This is a genomic window from Nocardia abscessus, assembly GCF_015477775.1.
Taxonomy (GTDB): domain Bacteria; phylum Actinomycetota; class Actinomycetes; order Mycobacteriales; family Mycobacteriaceae; genus Nocardia; species Nocardia abscessus_A.
The window spans coordinates 214,326-236,578 of record NZ_JADLQO010000010.1; the positions used below are offsets into that span (position 1 = coordinate 214,326).

A 22,253-nucleotide genomic window follows, 5' to 3' on the forward strand; every position below is an offset into this window, starting at 1 on the left:
TATCACGACGTGCTGACTACACGAGGTTCTGGGTGTAGAAGCTGGTCAGCTTGTCGAAGGGGATCAGCTCGGTGCGGTCGTAGAGGTCGACGTGTCCGGCGCCGGGCACGATGACCAGTTCCTTGCGGTCACCGGCGAGACGGCATGCCTCTTCGCTGAATTCGCGGGAGTGGGCGTTCTCGCCGGTGATGAACACCATCGGGCGCGGTGAGATGGTTTCGATGTCGTCGAACGGGTAGAAGTTCATGAACTTGGTGTTGCTCGACAGGGTCGGGTGGGTGGTGGTGTCGGCGGTGGCGCCCTCGGGGGTGACCGCGCCGCGCTGGGTGCGGTAGAAGTCGTAGAACTCGCGCTCGACCGGGGTCGAGGCCTCGGTCAGCTCGTGCACGGTGCCGCCGGTGTATTCGACCGGCCCGCCACGGAATTCGATATCGCGTTGGGCGGCGGCCTGGGCGATGATCTGCTGGCGCTGCTCAGGGGTGACCGAGTGGCGCAGGCCGTTGCGGTTGGCTGCGCCCATGTCGTACATGCTCACCGTGGCGACGGCCTTGATGCGGGGGGTCTATCTTGGCCGCGGCGATGACGAAACTGCCGCTACCGCAGATACCGAGTGCACCGATGCGTCGGGGTCGACGGTGTCCTGGGTGCGTAGGTAGTCGACTGCGGCGGAGAAGGTTTCGGTGTAGATATCGGGGGCCGCGGCGTTGCGCGGGTTGCCGTCGCTCGGAGCCCCGGCTCCGGACTCGGAGCCGGAGCGTTGCGCCGGACGCGACCCACCTGCAACCCATCTGCGGAACTGGGGCTAGCCGAACAGCCTTGTAAGCGGCATGTGCGGATGTCTGTGATGCTGGTGTCTTGGACGGAGTGAATGACTGCTCGAAGACTGGAGTCGGATTCATGAAAGACCGACCTGTCCTCGTCGTGGCCCTGATCGGGGGCTTCATCGGCGCAATACTGTCGAGTCCGTTCGCCGTGTACTTCGGCTTCGGCACTCCTGTGCTCGCTACCGCCATTGTCGGCGTGGGAGTCTTGCTGGCTGGAGGCATGATGTTCGGCGGCCTCTTCGCTGCACTGGCATGGGCCGTCAGGGCTGATCGGCGTAACGGTGGTTACCGCTGTCGCGGTGAGAGCCGGGCATAACTTTTCGAAGCTACGGTCTGGCGGTACGGCCAGCAGCCGTGTAGGACGCGGTAATCGGCATTTGCGTGTGTTCGGCCGGCTGCGGTCCGATCTGCTCGGCTCGACCCGTAGGCGGCGCGCAGAAAGCCGGCTGATGGGAGATGATCAGCACCTTTTAGCGGCGGAACACGTGGACCGATGACTTCCCGATGTCTTCAACTCTGCAATGATCCTGTGTAACAACCTGTTCCAATGCGCGAATATGCATTCATGAGTCGTACGACAACGCGATCGATCAGCGTCGCAACGATGGCACTCGGTGCCGCACTGCTGCTTGCCGGATGTGGTCCCGCCTCGACCGACAGCACGTCCGCGCCGAGCACTCCGAACAACACGGTCACCTCGGCCAATGCAGTCACCGCGACCACAGCGGCGCCGACGTCGGTTCCAGCCCCGGCGACGACCGTCGCGTCCGAGTCCACGACGGAGGCGCCGGGCACCGACACGGATCGGCCCGCCGGCAGCTGGAACCCCTGTGACACTCCCGATTCCGCGCTCTCGAGTGCGGGCTTGAACGTCGCCAGCGAGCAACCGATCTCGAATCCCGGTTTCCCCACCGAGAAGTCCTGCAAATGGAAGACCGCCGACAACGCGCTCGAGTTCTACGTCACGGCCTACGGCATGCCGGTAGGTGAGCTGCGCCAGACCGGTAAATACGTCGACTTCAGTTCGGTCACGGTGGCCGGCCGTAAATCTCAGCAATTCCGTGCGGCGCAAGACACTCACAAGCTCGGGTGCTACATCGCGGTACCAGCGTCTTTCGGTGGTGACATTTTGCTCTTGGCGTCACGAATCTGGAACCCTCAGGGCGGCACCGACGGATTCAACTCCTGCGACGATGCCCAGCGCATCGCCAACTCCCTGGTCAACCACATACCCTGACGCACTAACGCTCGGGTGCAATGGTCCTGCTCATCTTTGCCCGAAGCCTATTTTTCGGACACACCGACCCGCGCCCCGGCCAGTGCCAGTTCTGCTGGGTGAACCCAGGGATCAAAGGGTCGATTCGACCGATCATCGGCATGTGCGGATGTCCTCAGCCGCGGAGGATCTCATCCGCCGGCCGAGCGCTCAGCGGCATGAGTACGCGTTTTCTCCGGAACCGGACCTCGGGTGAGCAGGCATGTTCGCGAATAGGCTCGGTGGGTGGAGTACGAGGCGGTCTACTCGGTTATCTATCGCGCGGTGGACGAGGGCAGCGATGACCCGGACAACCTGTATGCCGGTGTGCGATTCGTCAGGGAGGGCGAGCCGCTCGCGCATGCTGCGGCTCCGCCCGGACGCGTTCCCGTTTGTGGAACGACCTCAAGATTCATCGTTCCGGGTTTGCCCTGGTCGGATCCTGTTTCGGGTGAGTACAGACGTTGCCCGGTTCGAGACTCGATTGGTCCGGCTGTCGTTGGGAAACGGGGGATCAGATAACCGCGCGGGCGGGATTGTGACTCGCTCGGCGGTCGAGGTGTCGCTGGGTTGATGCTGGGCGGCTCGGCGGAGATCGTCGACACCACGCCTTCCATCGTCCGGGCGAGATCGGTCGCGCCGCTACGCGGCGGTGATCAGCGCCCGGCTGTAACCCGCCGTCGCACGATATTGCGACTCAAGCCATCCCGAGCCGGATTGCAAGCGAGATCTGGCCCTCGAGATCTGGCCCTTGAAGTTGCGGCTCATCCGCTCGATGTCGCTTATTGGCAACGCAATCGCGCGCCGCGAACGGTCCGGCTGGTGTGTGCAGCTAGTCACGGCCAGTAACGGACACGAGGTCTTGTCTGTGCTTGTGTCGCGCTCTCATGGGCATCCTTGCCGATTCGTGAGGTATCCAGACCCATCGGACTGGGGAAGTGCGCCGCCTTCTTCTGCTTTAGCGTTGGCCGCGCTTGTAGGTCACCGAGCAGCCGAATCGGTGCCGGGTAGACGAACGCATCGGCTGGAGGAAAGGCAAGCGATGAAACGAAGTTCCGACGTCGACGCCGGACGTGTGGCTGCGCCTGTGGTCGATTCGGTGAGAGTATGCGCGGGAATGGTAGTGGTCTGCCGATCGATGGGGCACGCGCTCGTCGTCTTGGCGGCGGTGCTCGCGGTTACCGCAGGCGCGGTCACGGCGTCAGCTCCCGCGAGTGCTGATGCACCATCGATCACCGGTTCGTGGGCGGAGGACGACCGCACCGTGCAGTTGCGCGTGCATTCCGCAGCGATGGGGCAGGACATCATGGTGAAGGTGCTGCGCCCGGCGGACCATTCGGTGCCACGGCCGACGCTGTATCTGCTGAATGGGGGCGGCGGCGGGCAGGACAGCGCGACCTGGCAGAAGAACACCGACGTGCTGCGCTTCCTCGCCGACAAGGATGTCAACGTCGTACAGCCGGTTGGTGGGCGCTGGAGCTACTACACCGACTGGCGGGCGCCTGATCCGAAACTCGGTGTGTACAAATGGAAGACGTTTCTCACCGAGGAGCTGCCGCCGCTGATCGACGCCGAGTTCGGCACGACCGGGGTGAATGCCATCGCGGGGCTGTCCACCTCCGGTACCTCCGTACTCCACTTGCCGATCGCCAAACCCGGCCTGTACCAGGCGGTCGCGGCCTACAGCGGTTGCGCGCAGGTCAGTGACCCGATCGGCCGCGAGTTCGTGAAACTCGCGGTGGAGAGCTGGGGCGGCGGCGACACCGAGAACATGTACGGCCCACCCGAGGACCCGATGTGGGCCGCCAATGATCCGTACCTGCACGCCGACCAGCTGCACGGCATACGCCTGTTCCTCTCCACCGGAACCGGAGTTCCCGGAATGTATGACACTTATAACGGCGAGTATGCCCAGCCAGGGCCGCGTGGCTATCTGAACCAGCTGGTGTTGGGCGGGTTGATCGAGGCCGCGGTGAACTGGTGCACCCACAACATGCGCGACCGGCTGGACGCTCTCGGTATCCCCGCCACCTATGATTTCCAGCCCACGGGGACCCATTCGTGGGGGTATTGGCAAGAGGCGCTGAAGAAGTCGTGGCCGGTGCTGGCCGAGGGCCTCGGTTTGTCGCAGTGAGCGTTCGGCGGGGGGAGTGGGCGCTGGCCGCGGTGAAAGCGCTGTGGTCGGGAGCCGGGAGCCGCTTCCGCCCGAGTCGGCGAATTCCGCCCGCGAGCCTGCCCTCCGTTCCGAGCCCGATCCTGGCGGATACTGGCCTGCATGACCCACGCCTTGGTGGACCCGCGATCCCTTCCGGAAGAGGTGCGTCCGTACCTCGAAGGTCTCGTGCGATGCGCCCACGCCGTCTGCGGTTCTCGTGTGGTCAGCGTCTTCGCAGTGGGTTCGATCGCGCTCGAGGACTATCGACATGGACGCAGCGACGTGGATGTGGCGATCGTCGTCGACCCGTTGCTTCCCGCGCCGGCATTGCGCGAATTGGCTGAGACACTCGCTCACCCAAGGCTGCCCTGCCCGGCGGCCGGGCTGGAACTGGTGGTTTACGACGCCAACTTCGTCGCGCGTCCGTCCAGCGCGGCCGGTTATCTGTTGGACCTCAATACCGGGCCGATGTTGCCGAATCGCGCCAGCTTCGATCCGGCGGAATCATCCTCCTTCTGGTACGTCATCGATCGCTCGATCGCCTACCAGGCCGGGCGGCTGCTGTACGGAACGCCGGTGCGGGAGGTCCTCGCCGCACCGGCGCAGCGTGACCTGTCGGCCGCGATTCTGGCCTCAATCCGGGAACATGCCGAAGGAGCGGGGCACCTGGCCGACAATCAAGTGCTGAACGGCTGTCGGTCGGTAGCGTTCTGCCGCACGGGTCGCTGGCTGGCCAAACGCGAAGCCGCACAGATGATCGCGACGTCAGAAGAGAATTTTCGACCCCTCATCGAGATGGCTCTGCGCAGCTTTGAGCGCCCACGCTCGGCGGCACTTCCACTGCACCCCGTCGACATTCGAGCCTTCCTGGCTTGGGTGGGCGAGCGGGTCGACGAAGCGGCACGCGCGGCTGTCATCGATCGGCGGTAGCCAGGAGCCACGGCGAACAGGGATTTACCGACGCGCTCGTTCGCATCCGAGTAGGCCGACGCGAGCTGGTTCTCGGCTGCGGCGAACCCTTCTCAGAGGGCGTTCACCGCTCACTAATATGTGTATACGTAGATATGCGCATTAAAATATGGGTCTCCGCTGCGGAACACCGATTGACCGCTACTTCCGCTAGCCCGTGCTGTGATGCACCCGCACCGGCACGTCGTCGGCCCAGGGCTGGCGGGTCACCATGTCGGCGACCCGCACTTCGCCTCGCTCGAATTCACCGGTGGCGGCGTCGACGATCCGGTACTGCTGGGTCTGCTTGTGGATCGGCTGGGCGTCGAGGAGGACGACGCGTACCTCGCCGGGTTCGAAGTGGCAGCGCCGCTGCATCGCGGCGATGAGTTGTTCGTTGTGCATGTGGCCGTCGCCGAAGTTCCATCCGACGGCGGTGCTGCAGATGCGCTCGCCGTCGGTGATGGTGTACTCGTCTTCGCGACCAGGCGGCATGGCTCGGTGCACCAGGGTGAACAGTGCGCGCCCGTGAGTGTTCATGGCGCGGAAGGCGTATCCCAGGTACAGCGGAATCTGCGCGCGATCCTTGCCGTAGAACCGCTCGAGCTGCGCCTGCGGCATGCTGGCTATCGCGACGATGCCGGCGCCGATCTTCGCGGAGGCCGACGGTTTGATGCACCACATAGTGGTGTCCCAATTGCCTGCGTAATAGCGCATGCCCGGCAGGAAGGAAATCTTGCGGGGGAACAGGTTTCCGGCGATCACGATGCTCGCGATCACGACGAACAGCGCCGCAACCGGCGCCGGGTTGTGCAGGTCGCGCAGACCGAGGTCGGCATGCGCGACGAACAGCGTCGAAACGCCGAAGATCATGAAGACGTTCCACTCCAAGGGCACGCCCATGGGAATGGCGGTGAGGATCGCCAGGTGGAAGCCCACCATCACAGCTGCCGCGAGCGCTGTCGGCCAACCCCCGTGGGAGAAGAACAACACCGAGGGGACGCACATTTCGATGACGGTCCCGCCGTGCGCGAAGATACGAGACAACCGGCCCGGCCGCAGATCGTCGGGGAAGCGTTCGAAGAATGCGCGTTTGAGCGACTTCGGCCGGAACACCGGGCTGTTGGACATCATCGTGGACACCACGAAAGGGAAGTGCCGGTTGAGTTTCGACGTCGCGGCGCCCATCCAGATCACGACGAAGACCACCTTCGCGGCGACAACCGCGTCGGCTCCCGTGAACAGGAAGGTGACCGTGAGGGTGGCGTAGACCTCGCCCCGGGCGGCCAGGAAGATCACCTTGTCGCGCAGACCGAGTATTGCCAGCAGGCCGAGGATCATCGCGACCTGCCAGTGCGGCAGCAACCCCACGGTGGTGTCCAGCTCCGGTACCGGGCCGGTCCCGTCGGACAGCAAGGCCACCGCCGTCGTCACCAGCAGTGCCGCGTACAGCGCGACATCGACCGGGGTTCGGTTGTCGCCCTTGGTGAGCGGAACCAGCTGTGGCCACGGTGGTAGGCGAATTGTGTTGGGCCGCAACCAATACAGCGCCGAGCCCAGCGGCGGGAAGTAACGGTTGTTCAGCGGGCCGAATCCGCAGCCGAGACCGACCACTTCGAACAGCAGCGTGTACAGCACGATCTTCTGGAACACGATCGGTTCCGACCACCAGGCGCCGACGTCGGTGAAACCGTCGATGCCTTCGGTGGTGAGCGCGACCAGCCAGCCGCCGAGCACGTAGAGACAGATTTTGCCGACGTAGAACAGGTGCAGCGCCACGGGTGTCCCGAAGCCCACTTCGGCCCAGTGCCGAGCCATGGGGCGGATCCGCTCGCTGCGCGTGCCTCTGCTCCATTCCGCCATGTCGACCGCCGGCAGGTCGGGCTCGAGAAACCCCATCAAGCACGCTCCGATCGAGAACGCCCGAGGCACGGTCCGGACCCCGAGGTTCCCGATACGGTGACAGGTGCCGTAGATGCTGTCAACGACTTCCCTTGTCGCACCGCTTCCGGTGGGTTCGGGCAAGATCGAAGCCATGGAACCGAGCCCGAGAGTGCCGCTGCCGAGGTGCATCGACGAGTTCCGCGTGCTCGCGCAATCCCGGCTGGCCCAGTTCCCGCGCATCGAGGTTCCGGATTCGCCCGGTGTGCGCCGGGCGGCGGTCGTGCTGTGCGTGGTCGAGGAGCCCGATGGACCGCTGTCGGTGATAGTCATCAAGCGTGCCTACCGCGGACGCAACGCCGGTCAGTGGGGCCTGCCGGGTGGTCGCGTGGACGAAGGCGAGACCGCTGAGCAAGCCGCTTTGCGTGAACTGCACGAGGAATTGGGCCTGGAGGCACGTCCCGGTGATCTGCTCGGGGCACTCGACGACTTTCCCGCCGCCTCCGGGTTCACGATCACGCCCCTCGTGCTGGCGCTGACCGACGCCGCGCGACTGCGGCCGAACCCGGACGAGGTCTACTCGGTGCACCTGGTCGATCTCGCCCGGCTCGCGGCCGAGGACACGCCGCACTGGGTTCGCGCCGAGGACGCGGTACGGCAAGTGGAGTTGCGCGATGATGCCGCGCCCGCCGATGAGACCGGCCTGCTGCAGATGCGGCTCGGGCCGAAGATGACGATCCACGCACCCACCGGCGCCATGCTCTGGCAATTCCGCGAGGTCGTCCTGCTCGGCACAGCCGCTTCCGCGGCCCGGGTCGCTCACTTCGGCCAACCCGATTGGACCCACCGATAAGCCGGTGCCGCGCCGTCGACGGTCTCGTTCGCAGAGTGCGGGTTCGCCGGTTCCGGTCCGGCGCCGGGCGGCCCGTCCCGCGCGTCACCGCATCCGGCCTGCTACCTTGAACGTCGTTCAAGTTCTATGCGGAGGGTCGTCGTGGAGGGTGTCGAGAACTCTCGGGAGTCCAGAGCCGGGATTTCCGCCCGGGACATGGCGCAGATCGCCGTCTTCGCGGCGTTGATCGCGGCGCTCGGCCTGCCGGGCGCGATCACGGTCGGGTTCAGTGGTGTCCCCATCACGGTGCAGACCCTCGGTGTGATCCTGGCCGGTGCGGTGCTCGGGGCGCGCAAGGGGACGGCCGCGGTGCTGGTTTTCCTGGCGCTCACGCTGATCGGCCTACCGCTGCTGTCCGGTGGACGTACCGGGTTGACGGCGCTGGCCGGGCCCAGTGCCGGATATCTCGTCGGCTGGATTCCCGCGGCGCTGTTCATCGGACTGTGCACCGCCCGAATCCTGCCGAAATACCCGCTCGCGCTCGGTCTGCTGATCAACGCCATCGGCGGCCTGCTGATCATCTACCTCTTCGGCACCGTGGGTCTACTGCTGCGCACCGATCTCGGGGTCGAGGCAGCGATCACCACGAACTGGGCGTTCATTCCCGGCGACCTGCTCAAGGTCGTGGTCGCGAGCGTGGTGGCCAAGGGCGTGCACCGCGCGTATCCCGGTGTGATCGGTGCTTAGTCCCGAACTCGGCGGCACGGGCGACGAGCCCGCCGTCGACTTCGGCGGACACGCCTATACCTACCGCGAACTCGACCGCGCGATCGAGCAGTGGATCGCCCGCAATTCGGACGCGACCGTCTACGACGCGTCGGCCCTGCCCGTGCCGGACGCGCTGATCTGCGTCTGCGCCGCGGCGCGCCGCGATATCCCGGTGATCATCGAGAATCCTTCGGCCCGGCCGCACCGAGCGGAGCTTCCGACCGCGGCGTTTCTGCTGGTGGCGACGTCCGGTTCGACCGGCCGTCCCCGGCCGCTCGCCAGGACGGCCGCTTCCTGGTACGACAGCTTCCCCGCGTTCACCGCGATCACCGGCGTGGCGCCGTCCGATCGCGTCCTGATCACCGGTCCGCTGCACGCGACGATGCATCTGTTCGGTGCGCTGCACGCGCTGTGGCGCGGCGCGTGCGTGACCGACGATCCGGCGCGGGCCACCGTGGTGCACGCGGTCCCCGCGGTACTGCGCGAGGTGGTGCGCACTTGCCCGCGCCTGCGCACGGCGATCGTGGCGGGCATCGCGCTGGACGATGGTGCGCTGGCCGCGGCGGGCTCCGTCGAGGTCGTCGAGTACTACGGGTCCTCCGAGGTCTCGTTGGTGGCGGCGCGGCGCGTTCCCGAGCCGATGCGGCTGCTCGACGGAGTCGAGGCCGAAGTACGCGATGGCCTGCTCTACGTTCGATCGCCCTACCACGTGCTGGGCGCGCCGGAATGGTTCGGCGTCGGCGACCTCGCCGTCCTCGGCGACGACCGCGAGCTGACGGTGCTGGGCAGGGGCGATTGCGCGATCAACGTCGGCGGCACCACGGTCGTCGCCGAGGACGTGGAGCGCGTCCTGGAATCGCTCGACGGCATCGCCGCGGTGGCCGTGATCGGCTCGCCGCATGCCGTGCTGGGTGAAATCGTCACGGCCGCGGTGCAGTTGGACGGCCGCGCCGGACTCGACGAGATCCGGTCGCGAGCACGTCGCGTGCTGGCCAAGGAGGCGATGCCGCGCCGGTGGGTACCGTTGCCCGCGCTGCCGCGCACCGCCGCCGGAAAGGTCGCACGGGGTCAGCTGAGAGACTTGCTGATATGAGCCCCGTTCCCGTTCTGGTAGCGCCGCGCCGCACGCCGATCGGCAACGCGGGGCACGGATTGGCGGACGTCACCACCATCGACCTGGCCGCTCCAGTCTTGCAGGCGGTGTTGGCGTCGGTGCGCGGCGCGGGCATCGACGCCGAAGTGGACGACGTGGTCCTGGGCAACTGTCTCGGCCAGGGCGGTGATCCCGCCCGCGTGGCCGCCTTGCGAGCGGGGCTGGGCGTGCACGTGCCGGGAGTCACCGTCGACCGGCAGTGCGGCTCCGGCCTCGACGCGGTGATGCAGGCGGCGCTGCGGGTGCGCAGCGGCGCGGATGAACTCGTCCTCGCCGGAGGGGTGGAGTCGGCCAGTACCGCCCCGTGGCGCTTCTGGCCGCCGACCGGGGACGCCGAGCCCGTGCGATACACCCGGGCTCCCTTCGCGCCGCAAGGTTTTCCCGATCCGGACATGGGCGTGGCCGCCGACGATCTGGCGCGGGTGCGCGGCATCAGCCGGGAGCGGCAGGACGCCTACGCGGCACGTTCGCACGCGCTGGCCGCGGCCGCCGACTTCTCCGCTGAGATCGTCCCGATCGGCGACGTGCGCCGGGACGAGCGCATCCGGGCGGGTATGACCGTGACCCGGCTCGCGCGGCTGCGCCCCAGCTTCGGCATCGAGGGCACGGCCACCGCGGGCAATTCCTGCGGCATCTCCGACGGCGCGGCGGCTATGGCGGTCACCACCGAGTCGATGGCCGCCGGGCTGCCCGCGCTGCGGATCCTCGGCTGCGCGGTCGCCGGATCCGACCCGGCTCTGCCCGGCCTCGGTCCGGTGCCCGCGATCCGGAAACTGCTGCGCCGGACCGGTTTCGGCGTCGCGGACCTCGGCGTCATCGAGATCACCGAGGCGTTCGCTTCGGTGGTGCTGGCGGTGGCGGACGAATTGGGCCTCGACGAGTCCAAGATCTGCCCGCAGGGCGGCGCCATCGCGATGGGGCATCCGTGGGGAGCGTCCGGAGCGATCTTGCTGGTGCGCCTGGCGAGTCGGATGCTGGCCGCGGACGGCCCGGCGCTCGGTCTGGCGGCCTGCGCGATCGGCGGTGGGCAGGGGATCGCCGTGCTCGTGGAGCGAGTGTCGTGAGCGAGATCGTCTTCGACTCGGTCGGCCACCGCTTCGGCGAACGAAAGGTGTTGCGCGACATCACCTTGCGGATCAGCGAGCGCCGCGTCGGCATCATCGGATCCAACGGCTCCGGCAAATCGACCCTCGCGCGCATGATCAACGGCCTGCTGACGCCGACCTCCGGCACGGTGACGGTGGACGGCGTGGACGTTTCCCGCAAGGGCGCGCAGGTGCGGCGCAAGGTCGGTTTCGTCTTCACCGACCCCGACACCCAGATCGTGATGCCCACGGTGGCCGAGGATCTCGCTTTCTCGCTGCGGCGCACGGGGCTGAGAAAGCCGGAGGTCGCCGCCCGCGTCGGGGAGATCCTGGAACGATTCGGGCTCGCGGGCCACGCGGAGCATCCCGCGCACCTGCTTTCCGGCGGGCAGAAACAGTTGCTCGCCCTCGGTGCCGTGCTGATCCGGCGGCCGGAGGTGATCGTGGCCGACGAGCCGACCACCCTGCTGGACCTGCGCAATGCCAGGGTCGTCGCCGAGGCGCTGGACGGCGTGGACCAGCAGGTGATCGTCGTGACGCACCAGCTGTCGTTGCTGGAGAGCTTCGAACGCGTGATCGTGATCGATGAGGGCGCGGTGGCGTTCGACGGAGCCCCCGGCGACGCCGTCGCGGCGTACCGGGCAGCGGTCGAATGATCGGCCTGTATCGTCCGGGGAATTCGCTGCTGCACCGGATACCCGCCGGGGCGAAGCTGGTGCTGCTGCTGGTGTCGATCGTGGCAGGCACGGTGTTCGTGCGCACTCCGATGCAGGTGCTGGTCGCCGCCACGGCGGTGGCGGGATTGTTCGCGGCAGCCGGAATCCCGTGGCGCGTCGCGCTGGCTCAATTGCGTCCGCTGGTGTGGATGGTGCTGCTCATCGCCGCGTTCCAGGTGCTGATCACCTCGCCCGCGCGGGCGGCGGTGGTGTGCGGCGTGCTGGTGATCTCGGTGGCGCTCGCGGCGCTGTTCACCCTCACCACGCGGGTGACCGACATGCTCGATGCGGTGACCCGGTGGCTCGGGCCGCTGCGCAGGGTCGGTATCGATCCCGAGCGAATCGGCCTGCTGCTGGCTCTGGCGATCCGCTGTGTCCCGTTGCTGGCCGGAATCGTGCACGACGTCGCCGAAGCGCGGCGTGCGCGTGGGCTGGAATGGTCGATGACGGCGCTGGTGACGCCGGTGCTGGTGCGCGCATTGCGGACGGCCGACGCGATGGGCGACGCCCTCGCGGCGAGGGGAGTGGACGATGACTGAACTGCTCGCCGCGCGAATCGCCCGGCAGGTCGCGGCGAATCCGCGGGCCACCGCGGTGATCTCGGGACGCGAGCGAGTCGGCTACGAACAATTCTGGTCGGAGGTCGTCCGCACCGCCGCCGGGCTCGATGGGATGCAGCGGGTGGCCGTGCTGCCCACGTCCGATGTCGAATCGCTGGTGACGGTGACGGCGGCGATGCACGCGGGAGTGAGTGTCGTCCTGCTGCACCGCCATCTGCTGCCCGCCCAGTTGAGCCGGGTGCTCGCGCTCGCCGAGCCGGGAGCCGTGGTGGCCGCGCCGCACCAGCATCGGCGTTTGCGGCGGCTGGGATTCGAGGGAGCTGTGCGAACCGCCGCCACCTTGGCATCCGAAGGGGCGGTGGGCCGGGTGGATCCGGGAGCCGAGCTCTTGGCCGGCATCACCTCCGGCACCACGGGCGAGCCGAAATTGTTCGTACGCGACCAGCGGTCCTGGGCCACGACGCTGGATCGCTCCGACCGCACCTTCGACATCGGCACCGGAGATTGGGTGTCGGTGCCCGGTGTACTGGACCACACCCATTTTCTCTACGGCGCGCTGCACGCTTTGACCAGGGGCGCGACCGTCGATCTGCGGTCGGCGGCCGACTCGCTGCAAGACGGTGCGACGCAACTGTATTCGGTGCCGACGATCGCGTGGGACGTCGTGCGCGCGGGAATCGGCCCCGTGCGCGGCGTTCGGGAAGTGCTGTCCTCTGCCGCGCGATGGCCGCGCACGGGACGGCAAGCGTTGCAAGAGGTCTTGCCGAACGCCGCACTCGTGCACTTCTACGGTGCGTCCGAACTGAGCTTCGTCTCCTTCGATCGCGGACTCGGGGTAAGCGACGAGAAGTCGGCGGGTGAACTGTTCCACGGCGTCGAGGCACAAATTCGTGACGGCCTGGTGTACGTGCGCAGCGACATGCTGTTCGACGGCTACCTCACCGCGGACGGCGTGACCGGCGGGCCCGTCGACGGCTGGATGACCGTCGGCGACCGGGGCGAGGTGATCGGCAACCGTCTGCGCCTGTTCGGCCGGGAGAGCGACATGGTGATCCGGGCAGGTCTCAATGTGGAACCCGCGTCGGTCGAAGCCGCGCTGACCGCGATACCGGGTGTCGCCGAGGCCGCCTGCATCGGCGTGCCCGACGCACGCATGGGGGAAGCGCCCGCGGCCGCGATCGTGGTGGGCGACGCCGCACCGAACGCTGACGAGATCTGGCGGCAACTGCGCGCGACTTTGCCGAGCCCGAGTATGCCGGTGCAGGTTCTGGTCGTGGACAGTCTGCCGCGCACGCCGCGGGGCAAGCTCGATCGGGCAGCGCTCGCCTCGACGCTGGCCGCTCATCGCCGTGTCGGGCCTGACCGGATCGATCGCTGACGTCGACTGCTCGTCCCGCACAGGCCGCCGCCGGGATCGGCGGCGCGGCAATGAATTGCGCGGCATGCGCTGTGGCGGCCCACTCGGTGCCACCGCGAACGGGAACCAGTTGCGTCCGTCGGACGCAGCCATCCCTTCGCTCGGCCGATGACCGGTGTAACCGTCAGAGACTCACCGACCGCGCCCGTTCGACCGATGACGCGCCGAACCACGTGGTGTAGAACATGATCGCCAGCGCACCGAGCGCACCGAGGGTCACGATCCCGAACGGCGCCGGGTAGGTCGCCATCTGCACGGCGAAGAAGCGAATGCACAGCAGTACCCCTGCGCAGACGGCGACCCCCATGGCCACGATCCGGATGCGCTGCTGATCCCAACCCCGGTCGGGGTCGCGCAGCGCGGATTCGACCGTCAGGCACAACGCCGCGCCAACGATCAGATCGATGCCGTAGTGGGCGCCGAGGCCGAGCGTCGCGGTAAGCGTGCACACCAGCCAGAACGCGCCGCCCCAGCGCAACCACACGGGGCCGCCGCGGGAGTGGATGAACAACGCCAGCGCCCAGGCGGTGTGCAGAGACGGCATGCAGTTGCGCGGGGTGATGCCGTCGAAGCGCAGCGCCTCGATCGAGGACGGCACCGCCGGAACGACATTCGGCCACACGTCGGCGATCTCGAAGCCCAGCCCTTGCGGGCCGTACGCGAGCACCGGCCCCACTACCGGGAAGACCACATACCAGATCGGCCCGACGACGCCGAGCGTCAGGAACGTCCGCACCAGGTAGTGCCGCGGCCACGCACCGGCGGTCACGCCGCGCAACTGCCAGGCCGCCACCAGCACCGCCGCCAGCGGAAGTTCGAAGTACACCCAGCGCACCACGCCCGACGCGATCGGTCCCGCCGCGTCGAGCGCGCGCCCGACCAGCCACGACGGGCTGCCGAGGGCCCGATCGGCGACTTGCACGTACGGGTCGAGGACCAGCGGGCAAGCCCATGCGGTGACGTCCAACCAGATCTCACTGACCTTGGTCGCCGAGATCAGCAGTGCGCCGAAGGCGATGGTGCGCAACGCCGTGCGCCGTCGCTGTCCGTCCCACCGCACGAACGCGATCACCGCCAGCGCGGTGAGCACGATGGTCGGGCCGTTGCCGACGGTGAACGGCCGTCCTTCCGCCGCCCGGATCACCACGAACAGCAGGTCGATGGCGATCGCCGCGGTGACGGCGCCGACGCGTGCGCGCATCGTGATCCCGACCAGGGCCAGCAGAAAGCCCGCCCATGGCGTGGTCGCCGACTTCGGCGTGCCGGCGTAGTCCCGCAACAGGCTGGTCAGCGGTCCGAGCGCCCCGATGTGCGCGGCCATGAGCTCGCCGCCGATCAGCGCGAGCACGATGACCCCGATACCGCACCACACGACCACCGGCCGCAACCGACGCTCGCGGAGCTCTTCGATACCCACTTGCTCGCCCGGTGGGGTCAAGCTCCCTTGAACGTCGTTCACTAGCACCGAGACATCGTAAACACGGCATTAACGGCACATGTACGGGGAGATGCCCGAACGCCGCTCCCGCCGTGGTGGTACACGGGGCGTACTCGTCAGGATCGGCCGGATCCGCGGGCGCTGATACGTTTCGCAGGGTTTGCGGCCTTCGTCGACGCGTCGGTGCTGACCGGAGCCGGCGACCGATAGCCCCGCGGACTGCTCCGCGGGGCTCGGCATCCGAGTCTCAGGTGGTGCGATACGTGCGGGCCACCAGCGCCGAGCGCAGGTACCACAGGCCCGACGGCTGGGACGGGTCGAACCCGGTGAGCTGTCCGATCCGTTTGAGCCGGTAGTCCACCGTGTTGGTGTGCACGTGCAGCACGCGTGCGGTGCGCTGCCGGTTGAGGTTGTTGGCGATGTGCCGCTGCAGCGTCTCCAGCAGTTCGGGGTGCGCGTCCAGCGGGTCCAGCAGCGAGCCCAGGTATTCGCGGCCGGGTCCCGGCCTGGTCAGCTGGTATTCCAGCGCCAGCTCGTCGAAGCGGTAGAGCCCGGCCACCGCCTCCAGGCGCTGCACCATGTCGAGCAGTTCGTGGGCCTGGTCGGCGGCGGTGGGGATCTTCTCGGGGGTGGCCTCGACCATGGTCGCGGTGACGCCCACCTGCGCGGCGTGCGAGAGCTGGGTGACCAGCGTGTCCAGCTGGTCGTTGTCCAGATGGCCGGAGGGGATGAGCACCGTGCCGCCGTCCACGCTCAGCAGCGACAGCGCGGCCTCGCCGCACCGGGTGGCCAGCTCGGCCTGGACTCGGCGCAGTTTCCGGCGGGCGACGACTTTGCCGTCCACCATCGGATTGCGTTCCTCCCGGTGCGGCGGAATCGCCACGGCCAGAACGGCATACGAGGGCGCGATGGCGATGCCGCACTCCCGCGCCATGGTGGAGGTGCTGTGGCCACCCAGCAGCGCCGAGGTCAGCGTGTGCACGGCGGTGTGGTGCTCGCTGACCACCGCGCGCAGCTCGCGGACGTAGGCCATGGAGACCGCCGAATTGATCATGTCGAGCATCTCGACGACCATCTTGGCGCCGTCGACGAGGTCGTCGTAGTCCTTCATCGTCGCGCCGGACACCACCAGGTCCAGGCCCATCTTGAAGCCCTCGTGGATCGAGTGGTGGATGGTGTCGATCGGCACCCCTTCCCTCGCCCACCCCGCGGCGGCGTCACCGAGCCGCTGGAGTTTCTCCGGCAGGTCCTTACCGTCGAGCATGCTCACCGCCAGCTCCAGGCAGACCCGGGTGATGGTGGTGACGTCGCCTGCGATGGCGTCACCCGGTAGGGTGCCGCACGGGATGACGTTCTCGACGAAATGCCCGACCATCTGACGCGATAGCCCGCGAACGTCCTTCAGCGGGGACGACATCGGCTTGCCTGACAGGGTCAGGCTCTGCCGGGCCGAACTGTCGACGGACATTGGCGACTCCCTTCCGCCCACGATTGCTGTGCAGCGCATTCACACTAATCGGTCGATCTCTTTCGCGGACCCGATCCACGGGTTCTGTGAGAGCGTGCGAGACCGGTCGGTAGGAGTTGTGAGCGCTCACAGCAGTTGGACATGTGACCTGTTTTTGATGACGGGCGTCACACTCGACCTCGGTGCCGCGTGCCGGGCGGCGCCGGAGCCGGTTCTGTCGTTGCCGCGAGACGCGGCCGACATGCCGGTAGGATCACCCGCGCCGGGCGTGGCCATGTAATGAGGGTCTTGTCCGGCGCGTGTCGTGTCCTGGATGGTGTGCAGTGCCCATCTGCCGTGCACGTCACGGCGGAAAGGCAGTGATGACGCAACGATAGGGGCAGGGCGATGAGACCGGCTCTGAGATGTCTTGTCTGGGAACTGGACAACACTTTGTGGGACGGCGCCGTGTGCGACGCGACCGCGGGCGCGTTGCGGCCCGCCGCGCTGCGCACCCTGCGCGTGCTCAGCGAGCGCGGGATCTGGCATGCCGTCGCCAGTCGCGGTGAGCGGGAGTGGACGCTGGACAAGCTGTACCGGTACGGCGTCTACGAGATGTTCTCGGCCGTCGAGATCGGCTGGGGCCCCAAGTCTTCGGCGATCATGCGGATCGGGCGCACGCTCGGTCTCGGCCTCGACGCCATCGGCTTCATCGATCACGAGCCGGTGGAACGCGCCGAAGTGGCGCGCGCGCTGCCCGTCGTGCGCTGTTACGCCGCCCGCAACGCCGACGTGCTGCCGGCGCTGCCCGATTTCCGTCCCGTGGTGCGAACCGGGCCCGCGCCCACGCCGCCGCTCGGTTTCGCCAGGGTGCCCGCGCGCTGAAACAGAGGCTTCCCAGCCGCGCATGGATCGCGGGGCGAGCCATATCGTGTTGGTGGACAATACGATATCGGTGAAATCGGGCGGCGATAGGTTGTCAGCATGCAGTGCTATGGCGTGACCGCGAGCGATTCCGCGTCGTGGACCACGATCGCCAACAGCTTCGTTCCGATGGACTACCGGTACGGCGATCCCGACCGGTGGTATTCGGGACTGACGGTCCAGGAATCGGCCGTCTATCGGTTGTTGCGCTGGGAGCAGCGCGGAACCAGCACCTCGTACCGCACGCGGACGAACATTCGCCACGTCTCGTGCGACGACTTCTACTGGGTGGTCGTCCCCGAGCGGGGCGTGTACTCGGTGCGCTACCGCGACGAGGAGACGTGGGCGCAGCCCGATCAAGCCGCGGTGACCGCTCTCGACGACCTGTGCCAGATACACATCCCGCTGTTGTCGGCCTACGCGATCCAACTGCCTCGCGCGGAACTCGACCATCGCGCGGGACCGCCGGCCGAGCGCGGCATGACGATCGACCTGAACTCCGGCCTCGGCCGGATCGCCCGGGCCATGATCCGCAGCACCCACGCCGAACAGGCGAACCTCTCCGATCACGAGTTCAACGCGGTCTGCGACCGGATCGCGGAGTTGCTGAGCATGATCTCCCTCGGCGACACCCAGCCGCAGCGAGCCCACCACGCCCAGGTCGTCGCTCAGATCCGGCAGTACGTGCGAGCCAACGTCGGCCGGGGCGATGTGCGGCTGCCCGCGGTGGCGCACGCGCTGGGCTGGTCGCCCCGGCAGTTGCGCGTGGTGCTGCAACACTCCGGCACCACCTACCGCGACGTGCGGCGGGACGAAGCGCTGCGCGCCGCCCGCGATCTGCTCGAGGATCCCGCGCGGGCGGAGGACCCCATCCGGGAGCTGGCGATCCGCGCCGGATTCACCCCGGCGTGGTTCTCCGCGGCGTTCAAGGCGCGCTTCGGCGAGACGCCGCGCGAATTCCGGCGGCGCAGATCGGCCGAGCGCGCCGAGCCGGGCGGTGCGCAGCAGCCGGTGCCGATGTCCTGAGTTGGGCCGGATCGAAATCAACTGGGCAGCAAGGCGATCGAGAGTTCGGACAGTCTGGCCGGATCGGCGATGACTTGGTATCCGGCCACTCGGTCGCCGCGCACCGTGACCGTAAGCGCGAGCAGCAGCCTGCCGTGCGGCGCGACCACGATGCCTGGCCGACCATCCACCAGCGCGAGCGTCGCCACCTGCGAACGCTTGCGCAGCAGTACGGTTTCCGCGGCCACTGTCGACGCGCCGCGCACCGTCGTGGCCAGTCCCGGCGGAAGCGCGGCCGCATCGGCGGTCCGGACCACATCGGGGGCGAGCACGGCCAGGAGCCGGTCGAGGTCGCCGGTGCGGGCCGCGCCCAGGAACGCGTCGACGACATGGCGCTGTGCGGCGAGTTCCGCAGTGCGGGCGGCGTGATCGCCGCGGACGCGTTGCCGGGCCCGGCTGGCCAGTTTCTTGGTGGTCGGCGTCGTGCGGCCGACGATCGGCCCGATCCGGTCGAACGGCACCGCGAACAAGTCGTGCAGGACGAACGCGACTCGTTCGTCGGGGCCGAGCCGGTCCAGCACCACCAGCAGCGCCCGGCCGACCGATTCGATGAGGACCGCCTCGCGTTCCGGTTCGTTCTCCTCGGCGCCGTCGTCGAGCCGGGTGGGGTCGTCGAGCGGTTCCTCGCGCCGCGCCGCCCTCGTACGCAGCATGTCCAGGCAGATCCGGGACACGACGGTGGTCAGCCAACCCGGCAGGTTCTGTACGTCCTGGATGTCGTGACGAGCCAGCCGCAGCCAGGTCTCCTGCACCGCGTCGTCGGCCTCGGTCGGTGAGCCGAGCATGCGGTAGGCGACCGCGTGCAGGTGGCCGCGCAGGGACTCGAATTCCCGCGCCAACTCGTCGTCGGTGTGCATCGGTCACCTTTCCGCTTCGTGGTCCGTCATCGAGATGACGGATTCGACAGCGCCCAGGTGACCGAGGTGCGGGCCGGGCGCATCTGACAGAAGGGTATTCGTATGGACGTCGCCTACGTTGTCGCCACGGTGCTCGCGGCCGCGGCCGCCTTGCTCGCGGCAGGCATCGATGTGGTTCGCGCCGAGTGGGTGCGGACGAACATGCGGGACTGCGGGATTCCGGAGTCGTGGCTGACGCCACTGGCGGTCGTCAAGGCGGTCGGCGGGGCCGGGCTGCTGGTGGGGCTGGCGGTTGCGCCGATCGCAGTGGCCGCGGCGGCCGGGCTGGTCGTCTACTTCGTCGGGGCGGAGCTGACCCTGCTGCGGGCGCGGCAGTACGCGCATATCGGTTACCCGTTGCCATTCCTCGCGCTGGCAGCCGCCTCGCTGGGATTCGCCCTCGCATCGTAACGGTGCGAGGGCGAATCCTACCGCGCAGGCAGGAATCTGCGCGCTCTCCGAACAGCGCCGAGCCGGGCGGCTCCGAAGCAGGTGTCGGTGAGCCCGGACGAAGACAGGCACTCGTGCGGGCTTGACGCCGGTCGCGGTGTCAAGCGCGCGCCGGCCGCATCGGAGGGCCGACTCCTATCCCGCAAGGATGAACTTGGCCGCCTGCTCGCCGATGAACACCGCGGGCGCGTGCGTGTGGCCGCGGATGATGAGCGGCATCACCGAGGCATCGGCCACCCGGAGTCCTTGCACGCCACGCACTTCCAGCCGGGGCGTGACGACACTGGTGGCGTCGGTGCCCATGCGGCAGGTGCCGACCGGATGGTAGAGCGTGTGCGCGTAGGAGTTGAGCGTCAGTTCCAGCACGGCTTCCGGCTCCGCGGGCGCCTGCGGCGGGTAGATCAGCGGGCCGAGCACCGCCTTCATCGAGGGCTTGGCGGCGATGGCGGCGCACACCCGCAGTCCGGCCATGATGGCGGCGCGGTCGGCGCCCGCGCTGTCGGACAGGTAGCGCGGATCGATGACCGGCTTGGCGGACGGGTCGGGGCCGGAAAGCGCGATCCGTCCCCGGCTCTGCGGGCGCAGTAGCACCGTGGCCAGGATGACCCCGTGTTCGGTCGGGTCGAGGAGTCCCTCGTAGTAGAACGGCGCGGGCGCGAAGACCAGCTCCAGATCGGGGAACTCCAGGTCCGGCCTGCTGCGCACGAACCCGTATGCCTCACCGACGTTCGAGGTGAGCATGCCGCGATGCCGGAGCAGGTAGGCCAGCAGCTGACGCGGCTTCTCGGCGCCGAACAGCGAGTCACCCGCGACGCCGTAGCCGAGGCCCGCGACCAGATGGTCCTGCAGATTCGCCCCCACCTCCGGCGCGTGGTGGCGCACCTCGATGCCGTGGCGGGCCAGTTCGTCCCGGTCGCCGATGCCAGAGAGCATCAGCAGTTGCGGGCTGTTGATCGCACCGCCGCACAGCACGACCTCGCGCCGCGCGGTCACCGTGTGCGTGCCACCGCCCCGGCGGTATTCCACGCCGACGGCGCGCGTGCCGTCGAACAGCACCCGGGTGGCCAGCGCCTCGCTGCGCACCGTGAGGTTCGGCCGGCGCAGGGCGGGCCGCAGGTAGGCGTCGGCGGTGCTCCAGCGGCGACCCGCACGCTGGGTCACCATGGTCTCGCTGAACCCCTCCGGCTGCGGCCGGTTCGGCGGCTCGACCTGGTAGCCCGCCTCCTCGACCGCGGCCAGATAGGCGGCGGTGAGGCCGCGTGGGCTGCGCTGCCGGGAAACGTGCAGCGGACCCTCGGTGCCTTCGTCGGGGTACTGGGCGTTCTCCACGCGCTCGATGCGGCGGAACTGCTCGACGGCCGCGGCGAAGCCCCACTCCTCACCCGCCAGCAGCGCCCACTCGTCGTAGTCCGCCCGGAATCCGCGCACCCACATCATGGCGTTCATCGAGGACGAGCCGCCGAACATCTTGCCGCGCGGCCAGTAGATCTCGCGGTTCTTCAGTTCCGGCTGCGGCTGGGTGAGGTAGTCCCAGTCCACCTCGGAGCGGAAGAGCTTCGCGAACCCGGCGGGAATGTGCGCGAACTTGTTCTTGTCCGGCGGGCCCGCTTCCAGCAGCGCCACCGTGGTGCCCGGATCGGCGCTGAGCCGTTCGGCCACCACCGCGCCCGCCGATCCCGAGCCGACGACGACGTAGTCCGCGGAAAGCTCACCTGATTGCACTTTTCCCACTCCGATCTGCACCGACTACGGCAAAGATACGAGCAAGCGCGCGCCGCGTGGCCCGGTTTCGGGTAACCGGCACGAAGTCGTCCGGCGTCGTCCGAGCTACCGCAGGATCAGCAGCGCGGAGGTCTCGATGCGATCGGCGATCTCGGAGTAGGACCCGTAGCCCATGCCCGCGCGCACCAGCGCGCCCGCGTACAGCAACTCCAGCGATTCCACCACGTCCGGGTCCGGCTCCGGACCGAGGGCGCGGATGATGCGCTTGCGGATCTCGGCCCCGATCCGGCCGCGCAGATGCTCCACGTCGGGGTCGCGGCCGAGCAGGGCGCTGGTGACCGCGCCGGAGAGCTCCTGCTCGTCGGCCACCAGCATCGCGATGTTCCGCAATTCGGCGACGACCCGGACGGTCGGGTCCGGGTCCTCGCTGACCGGCGACGGCGACGCGACCAGCCGCCGCCAGAAGATCTCGGCGACCAAGTGCTCCTTGGAGGAGAAGTACGTGTACGCCGTGGCCGTCCCGACCCCGGCCGCCGCGGCGACCATCCGGATGGTCATGCCCGCGAAACCTTCCCGCGCAAGCACTTCCACCGCCGAGCGGGTCAGCTTGTCGACCGTGTCGGCCTGTTTGCCGGAGAGCCTGCGGCGGGTCGCCTCGAGAATGACGGAATCGGGTTCGGACATGTGTCTGGATCCTACTAGGCGGGTCGGGGCGGT

20 protein-coding genes are annotated in these 22,253 nt (G+C 68.2%); 13 read left to right on the forward strand and 7 right to left on the reverse strand.

All coding sequences use genetic code 11. From position 1 onward, the window contains the following. Positions 1-16: 16 nt before the first annotated feature. Complete coding sequence (locus tag IU450_RS24625) at positions 17-520, reverse strand: alpha/beta hydrolase (protein WP_228835035.1); 504 nt, start codon at positions 518-520, stop codon at positions 17-19. A 908-nt stretch (positions 521-1,428) separates the two neighbouring features. On the opposite strand from IU450_RS24625, the gene IU450_RS24630 reads away from it, so the two are divergent. The 3 genes from IU450_RS24630 (at position 1,429) to IU450_RS24640 (ending at position 5,164) form a co-directional block, all read left to right on the forward strand. Continuing rightward, entirely contained in the window at positions 1,429-2,061 is a 633-nt protein-coding gene (locus IU450_RS24630; RefSeq protein ID WP_195152104.1) for a DUF3558 domain-containing protein, read from the forward strand. A gap of 1,156 nt (positions 2,062-3,217) precedes the next feature. Next, positions 3,218-4,213, forward strand: a complete 996-nt coding sequence (locus IU450_RS24635) for an alpha/beta hydrolase (protein ID WP_195152105.1) — start codon at positions 3,218-3,220, stop codon at positions 4,211-4,213. A 141-nt stretch (positions 4,214-4,354) separates the two neighbouring features. Then, positions 4,355-5,164: a nucleotidyltransferase domain-containing protein gene (locus IU450_RS24640; RefSeq protein WP_195152106.1), complete on the forward strand. Its 810-nt coding sequence runs from the start codon at positions 4,355-4,357 to the stop codon at positions 5,162-5,164. A gap of 189 nt (positions 5,165-5,353) precedes the next feature. Here the strand turns inward: IU450_RS24640 and IU450_RS24645 are convergent, their stop codons facing one another. Beyond that, positions 5,354-7,081: a DUF3556 domain-containing protein gene (locus IU450_RS24645; protein WP_195152107.1), complete on the reverse strand. Its 1,728-nt coding sequence runs from the start codon at positions 7,079-7,081 to the stop codon at positions 5,354-5,356. A gap of 76 nt (positions 7,082-7,157) precedes the next feature. On the opposite strand from IU450_RS24645, the gene IU450_RS24650 reads away from it, so the two are divergent. From IU450_RS24650 to IU450_RS24680, 7 genes are all read left to right on the forward strand, one after another. Next, positions 7,158-7,916 (forward strand): CoA pyrophosphatase, encoded by a 759-nt coding sequence (locus tag IU450_RS24650; RefSeq protein ID WP_324197805.1) that lies wholly within the window; start codon positions 7,158-7,160, stop codon positions 7,914-7,916. A 141-nt stretch (positions 7,917-8,057) separates the two neighbouring features. After that, the gene (locus IU450_RS24655) at positions 8,058-8,642 is read left to right on the forward strand and encodes a biotin transporter BioY (protein WP_195152108.1); all 585 of its coding nucleotides are present in this window, start codon (positions 8,058-8,060) and stop codon (positions 8,640-8,642) included. Continuing rightward, positions 8,635-9,756, forward strand: coding sequence for a class I adenylate-forming enzyme family protein (locus tag IU450_RS41000; protein ID WP_195152109.1), 1,122 nt, complete (start codon positions 8,635-8,637; stop codon positions 9,754-9,756). Before IU450_RS24655 ends, IU450_RS41000 begins: the two co-directional genes overlap by 8 nt. After that, entirely contained in the window at positions 9,753-10,880 is a 1,128-nt protein-coding gene (locus IU450_RS24665; protein WP_195152110.1) for a thiolase family protein, read from the forward strand. Before IU450_RS41000 ends, IU450_RS24665 begins: the two co-directional genes overlap by 4 nt. Continuing rightward, entirely contained in the window at positions 10,877-11,557 is a 681-nt protein-coding gene (locus IU450_RS24670) for an energy-coupling factor ABC transporter ATP-binding protein (RefSeq protein WP_195152111.1), read from the forward strand. The genes IU450_RS24665 and IU450_RS24670 overlap by 4 nt, the downstream gene beginning before the upstream one ends. After that, positions 11,554-12,156, forward strand: coding sequence for an energy-coupling factor transporter transmembrane component T family protein (locus tag IU450_RS24675; protein WP_195152112.1), 603 nt, complete (start codon positions 11,554-11,556; stop codon positions 12,154-12,156). The genes IU450_RS24670 and IU450_RS24675 overlap by 4 nt, the downstream gene beginning before the upstream one ends. Further along, a complete protein-coding gene (locus tag IU450_RS24680) occupies positions 12,149-13,555 on the forward strand; it encodes an AMP-binding protein (RefSeq protein WP_195152113.1) in 1,407 nt (468 codons plus the stop codon). Before IU450_RS24675 ends, IU450_RS24680 begins: the two co-directional genes overlap by 8 nt. A gap of 163 nt (positions 13,556-13,718) precedes the next feature. On the opposite strand, the gene IU450_RS24685 is transcribed toward IU450_RS24680, so the two are convergent. Both IU450_RS24685 and IU450_RS24690 read right to left on the reverse strand, forming a co-directional pair. Then, positions 13,719-15,011: a DUF5933 domain-containing protein gene (locus IU450_RS24685; RefSeq protein WP_416382901.1), complete on the reverse strand. Its 1,293-nt coding sequence runs from the start codon at positions 15,009-15,011 to the stop codon at positions 13,719-13,721. Positions 15,012-15,279: 268 nt separating this feature from the next. After that, a complete protein-coding gene (locus IU450_RS24690; RefSeq protein ID WP_195105139.1) occupies positions 15,280-16,500 on the reverse strand; it encodes a PucR family transcriptional regulator in 1,221 nt (406 codons plus the stop codon). 387 nt (positions 16,501-16,887) lie between these two features. On the opposite strand from IU450_RS24690, the gene IU450_RS24695 reads away from it, so the two are divergent. Next, a complete protein-coding gene (locus tag IU450_RS24695; RefSeq protein WP_195152115.1) occupies positions 16,888-17,364 on the forward strand; it encodes a hypothetical protein in 477 nt (158 codons plus the stop codon). A 99-nt stretch (positions 17,365-17,463) separates the two neighbouring features. Beyond that, the gene (locus tag IU450_RS24700) at positions 17,464-18,429 is read left to right on the forward strand and encodes a helix-turn-helix transcriptional regulator (RefSeq protein WP_195152116.1); all 966 of its coding nucleotides are present in this window, start codon (positions 17,464-17,466) and stop codon (positions 18,427-18,429) included. A gap of 17 nt (positions 18,430-18,446) precedes the next feature. On the opposite strand, the gene IU450_RS24705 is transcribed toward IU450_RS24700, so the two are convergent. Continuing rightward, positions 18,447-19,325, reverse strand: a complete 879-nt coding sequence (locus IU450_RS24705) for a sigma-70 family RNA polymerase sigma factor (protein ID WP_195152117.1) — start codon at positions 19,323-19,325, stop codon at positions 18,447-18,449. A gap of 102 nt (positions 19,326-19,427) precedes the next feature. On the opposite strand from IU450_RS24705, the gene IU450_RS24710 reads away from it, so the two are divergent. After that, on the forward strand, positions 19,428-19,775 hold the full coding sequence (locus tag IU450_RS24710) for a DoxX family protein (protein ID WP_195152118.1): 348 nt from the start codon (positions 19,428-19,430) through the stop codon (positions 19,773-19,775). Between the two features lie 174 nt (positions 19,776-19,949). Here IU450_RS24710 and IU450_RS24715 read toward each other — a convergent pair whose 3' ends face one another. Beyond that, a complete protein-coding gene (locus IU450_RS24715; protein ID WP_195152119.1) occupies positions 19,950-21,536 on the reverse strand; it encodes a GMC family oxidoreductase in 1,587 nt (528 codons plus the stop codon). Between the two features lie 105 nt (positions 21,537-21,641). Then, on the reverse strand, positions 21,642-22,220 hold the full coding sequence (locus tag IU450_RS24720; RefSeq protein ID WP_195152120.1) for a TetR/AcrR family transcriptional regulator: 579 nt from the start codon (positions 22,218-22,220) through the stop codon (positions 21,642-21,644). Positions 22,221-22,253 lie beyond the last annotated feature (33 nt).

Excerpts from the sequence above, each read along its gene's own strand:
- IU450_RS24665 (WP_195152110.1), top strand. The coding sequence starts at position 9,753 with ATGAGCCCCGTTCCCGTTCTGGTAGCGCCGCGCCGCACGCCGATCGGC.
- IU450_RS24695 (WP_195152115.1), top strand. The coding sequence starts at position 16,888 with ATGAGACCGGCTCTGAGATGTCTTGTCTGGGAACTGGACAACACTTTG.
- IU450_RS24630 (WP_195152104.1), top strand. The coding sequence starts at position 1,429 with ATGGCACTCGGTGCCGCACTGCTGCTTGCCGGATGTGGTCCCGCCTCG.
- IU450_RS24675 (WP_195152112.1), top strand. The coding sequence starts at position 11,554 with ATGATCGGCCTGTATCGTCCGGGGAATTCGCTGCTGCACCGGATACCC.
- IU450_RS24640 (WP_195152106.1), top strand. The coding sequence starts at position 4,355 with ATGACCCACGCCTTGGTGGACCCGCGATCCCTTCCGGAAGAGGTGCGT.
- IU450_RS24720 (WP_195152120.1), bottom strand. The coding sequence starts at position 22,220 with ATGTCCGAACCCGATTCCGTCATTCTCGAGGCGACCCGCCGCAGGCTC.
- IU450_RS24645 (WP_195152107.1), bottom strand. The coding sequence starts at position 7,081 with ATGGGGTTTCTCGAGCCCGACCTGCCGGCGGTCGACATGGCGGAATGG.
- IU450_RS24625 (WP_228835035.1), bottom strand. The coding sequence starts at position 520 with ATGGGCGCAGCCAACCGCAACGGCCTGCGCCACTCGGTCACCCCTGAG.
- IU450_RS24635 (WP_195152105.1), top strand. The coding sequence starts at position 3,218 with ATGGGGCACGCGCTCGTCGTCTTGGCGGCGGTGCTCGCGGTTACCGCA.
- IU450_RS24690 (WP_195105139.1), bottom strand. The coding sequence starts at position 16,500 with ATGTCCGTCGACAGTTCGGCCCGGCAGAGCCTGACCCTGTCAGGCAAG.
- IU450_RS24705 (WP_195152117.1), bottom strand. The coding sequence starts at position 19,325 with ATGCACACCGACGACGAGTTGGCGCGGGAATTCGAGTCCCTGCGCGGC.
- IU450_RS24710 (WP_195152118.1), top strand. The coding sequence starts at position 19,428 with ATGGACGTCGCCTACGTTGTCGCCACGGTGCTCGCGGCCGCGGCCGCC.
- IU450_RS24680 (WP_195152113.1), top strand. The coding sequence starts at position 12,149 with ATGACTGAACTGCTCGCCGCGCGAATCGCCCGGCAGGTCGCGGCGAAT.
- IU450_RS24700 (WP_195152116.1), top strand. The coding sequence starts at position 17,464 with ATGCAGTGCTATGGCGTGACCGCGAGCGATTCCGCGTCGTGGACCACG.
- IU450_RS24650 (WP_324197805.1), top strand. The coding sequence starts at position 7,158 with ATGCTGTCAACGACTTCCCTTGTCGCACCGCTTCCGGTGGGTTCGGGC.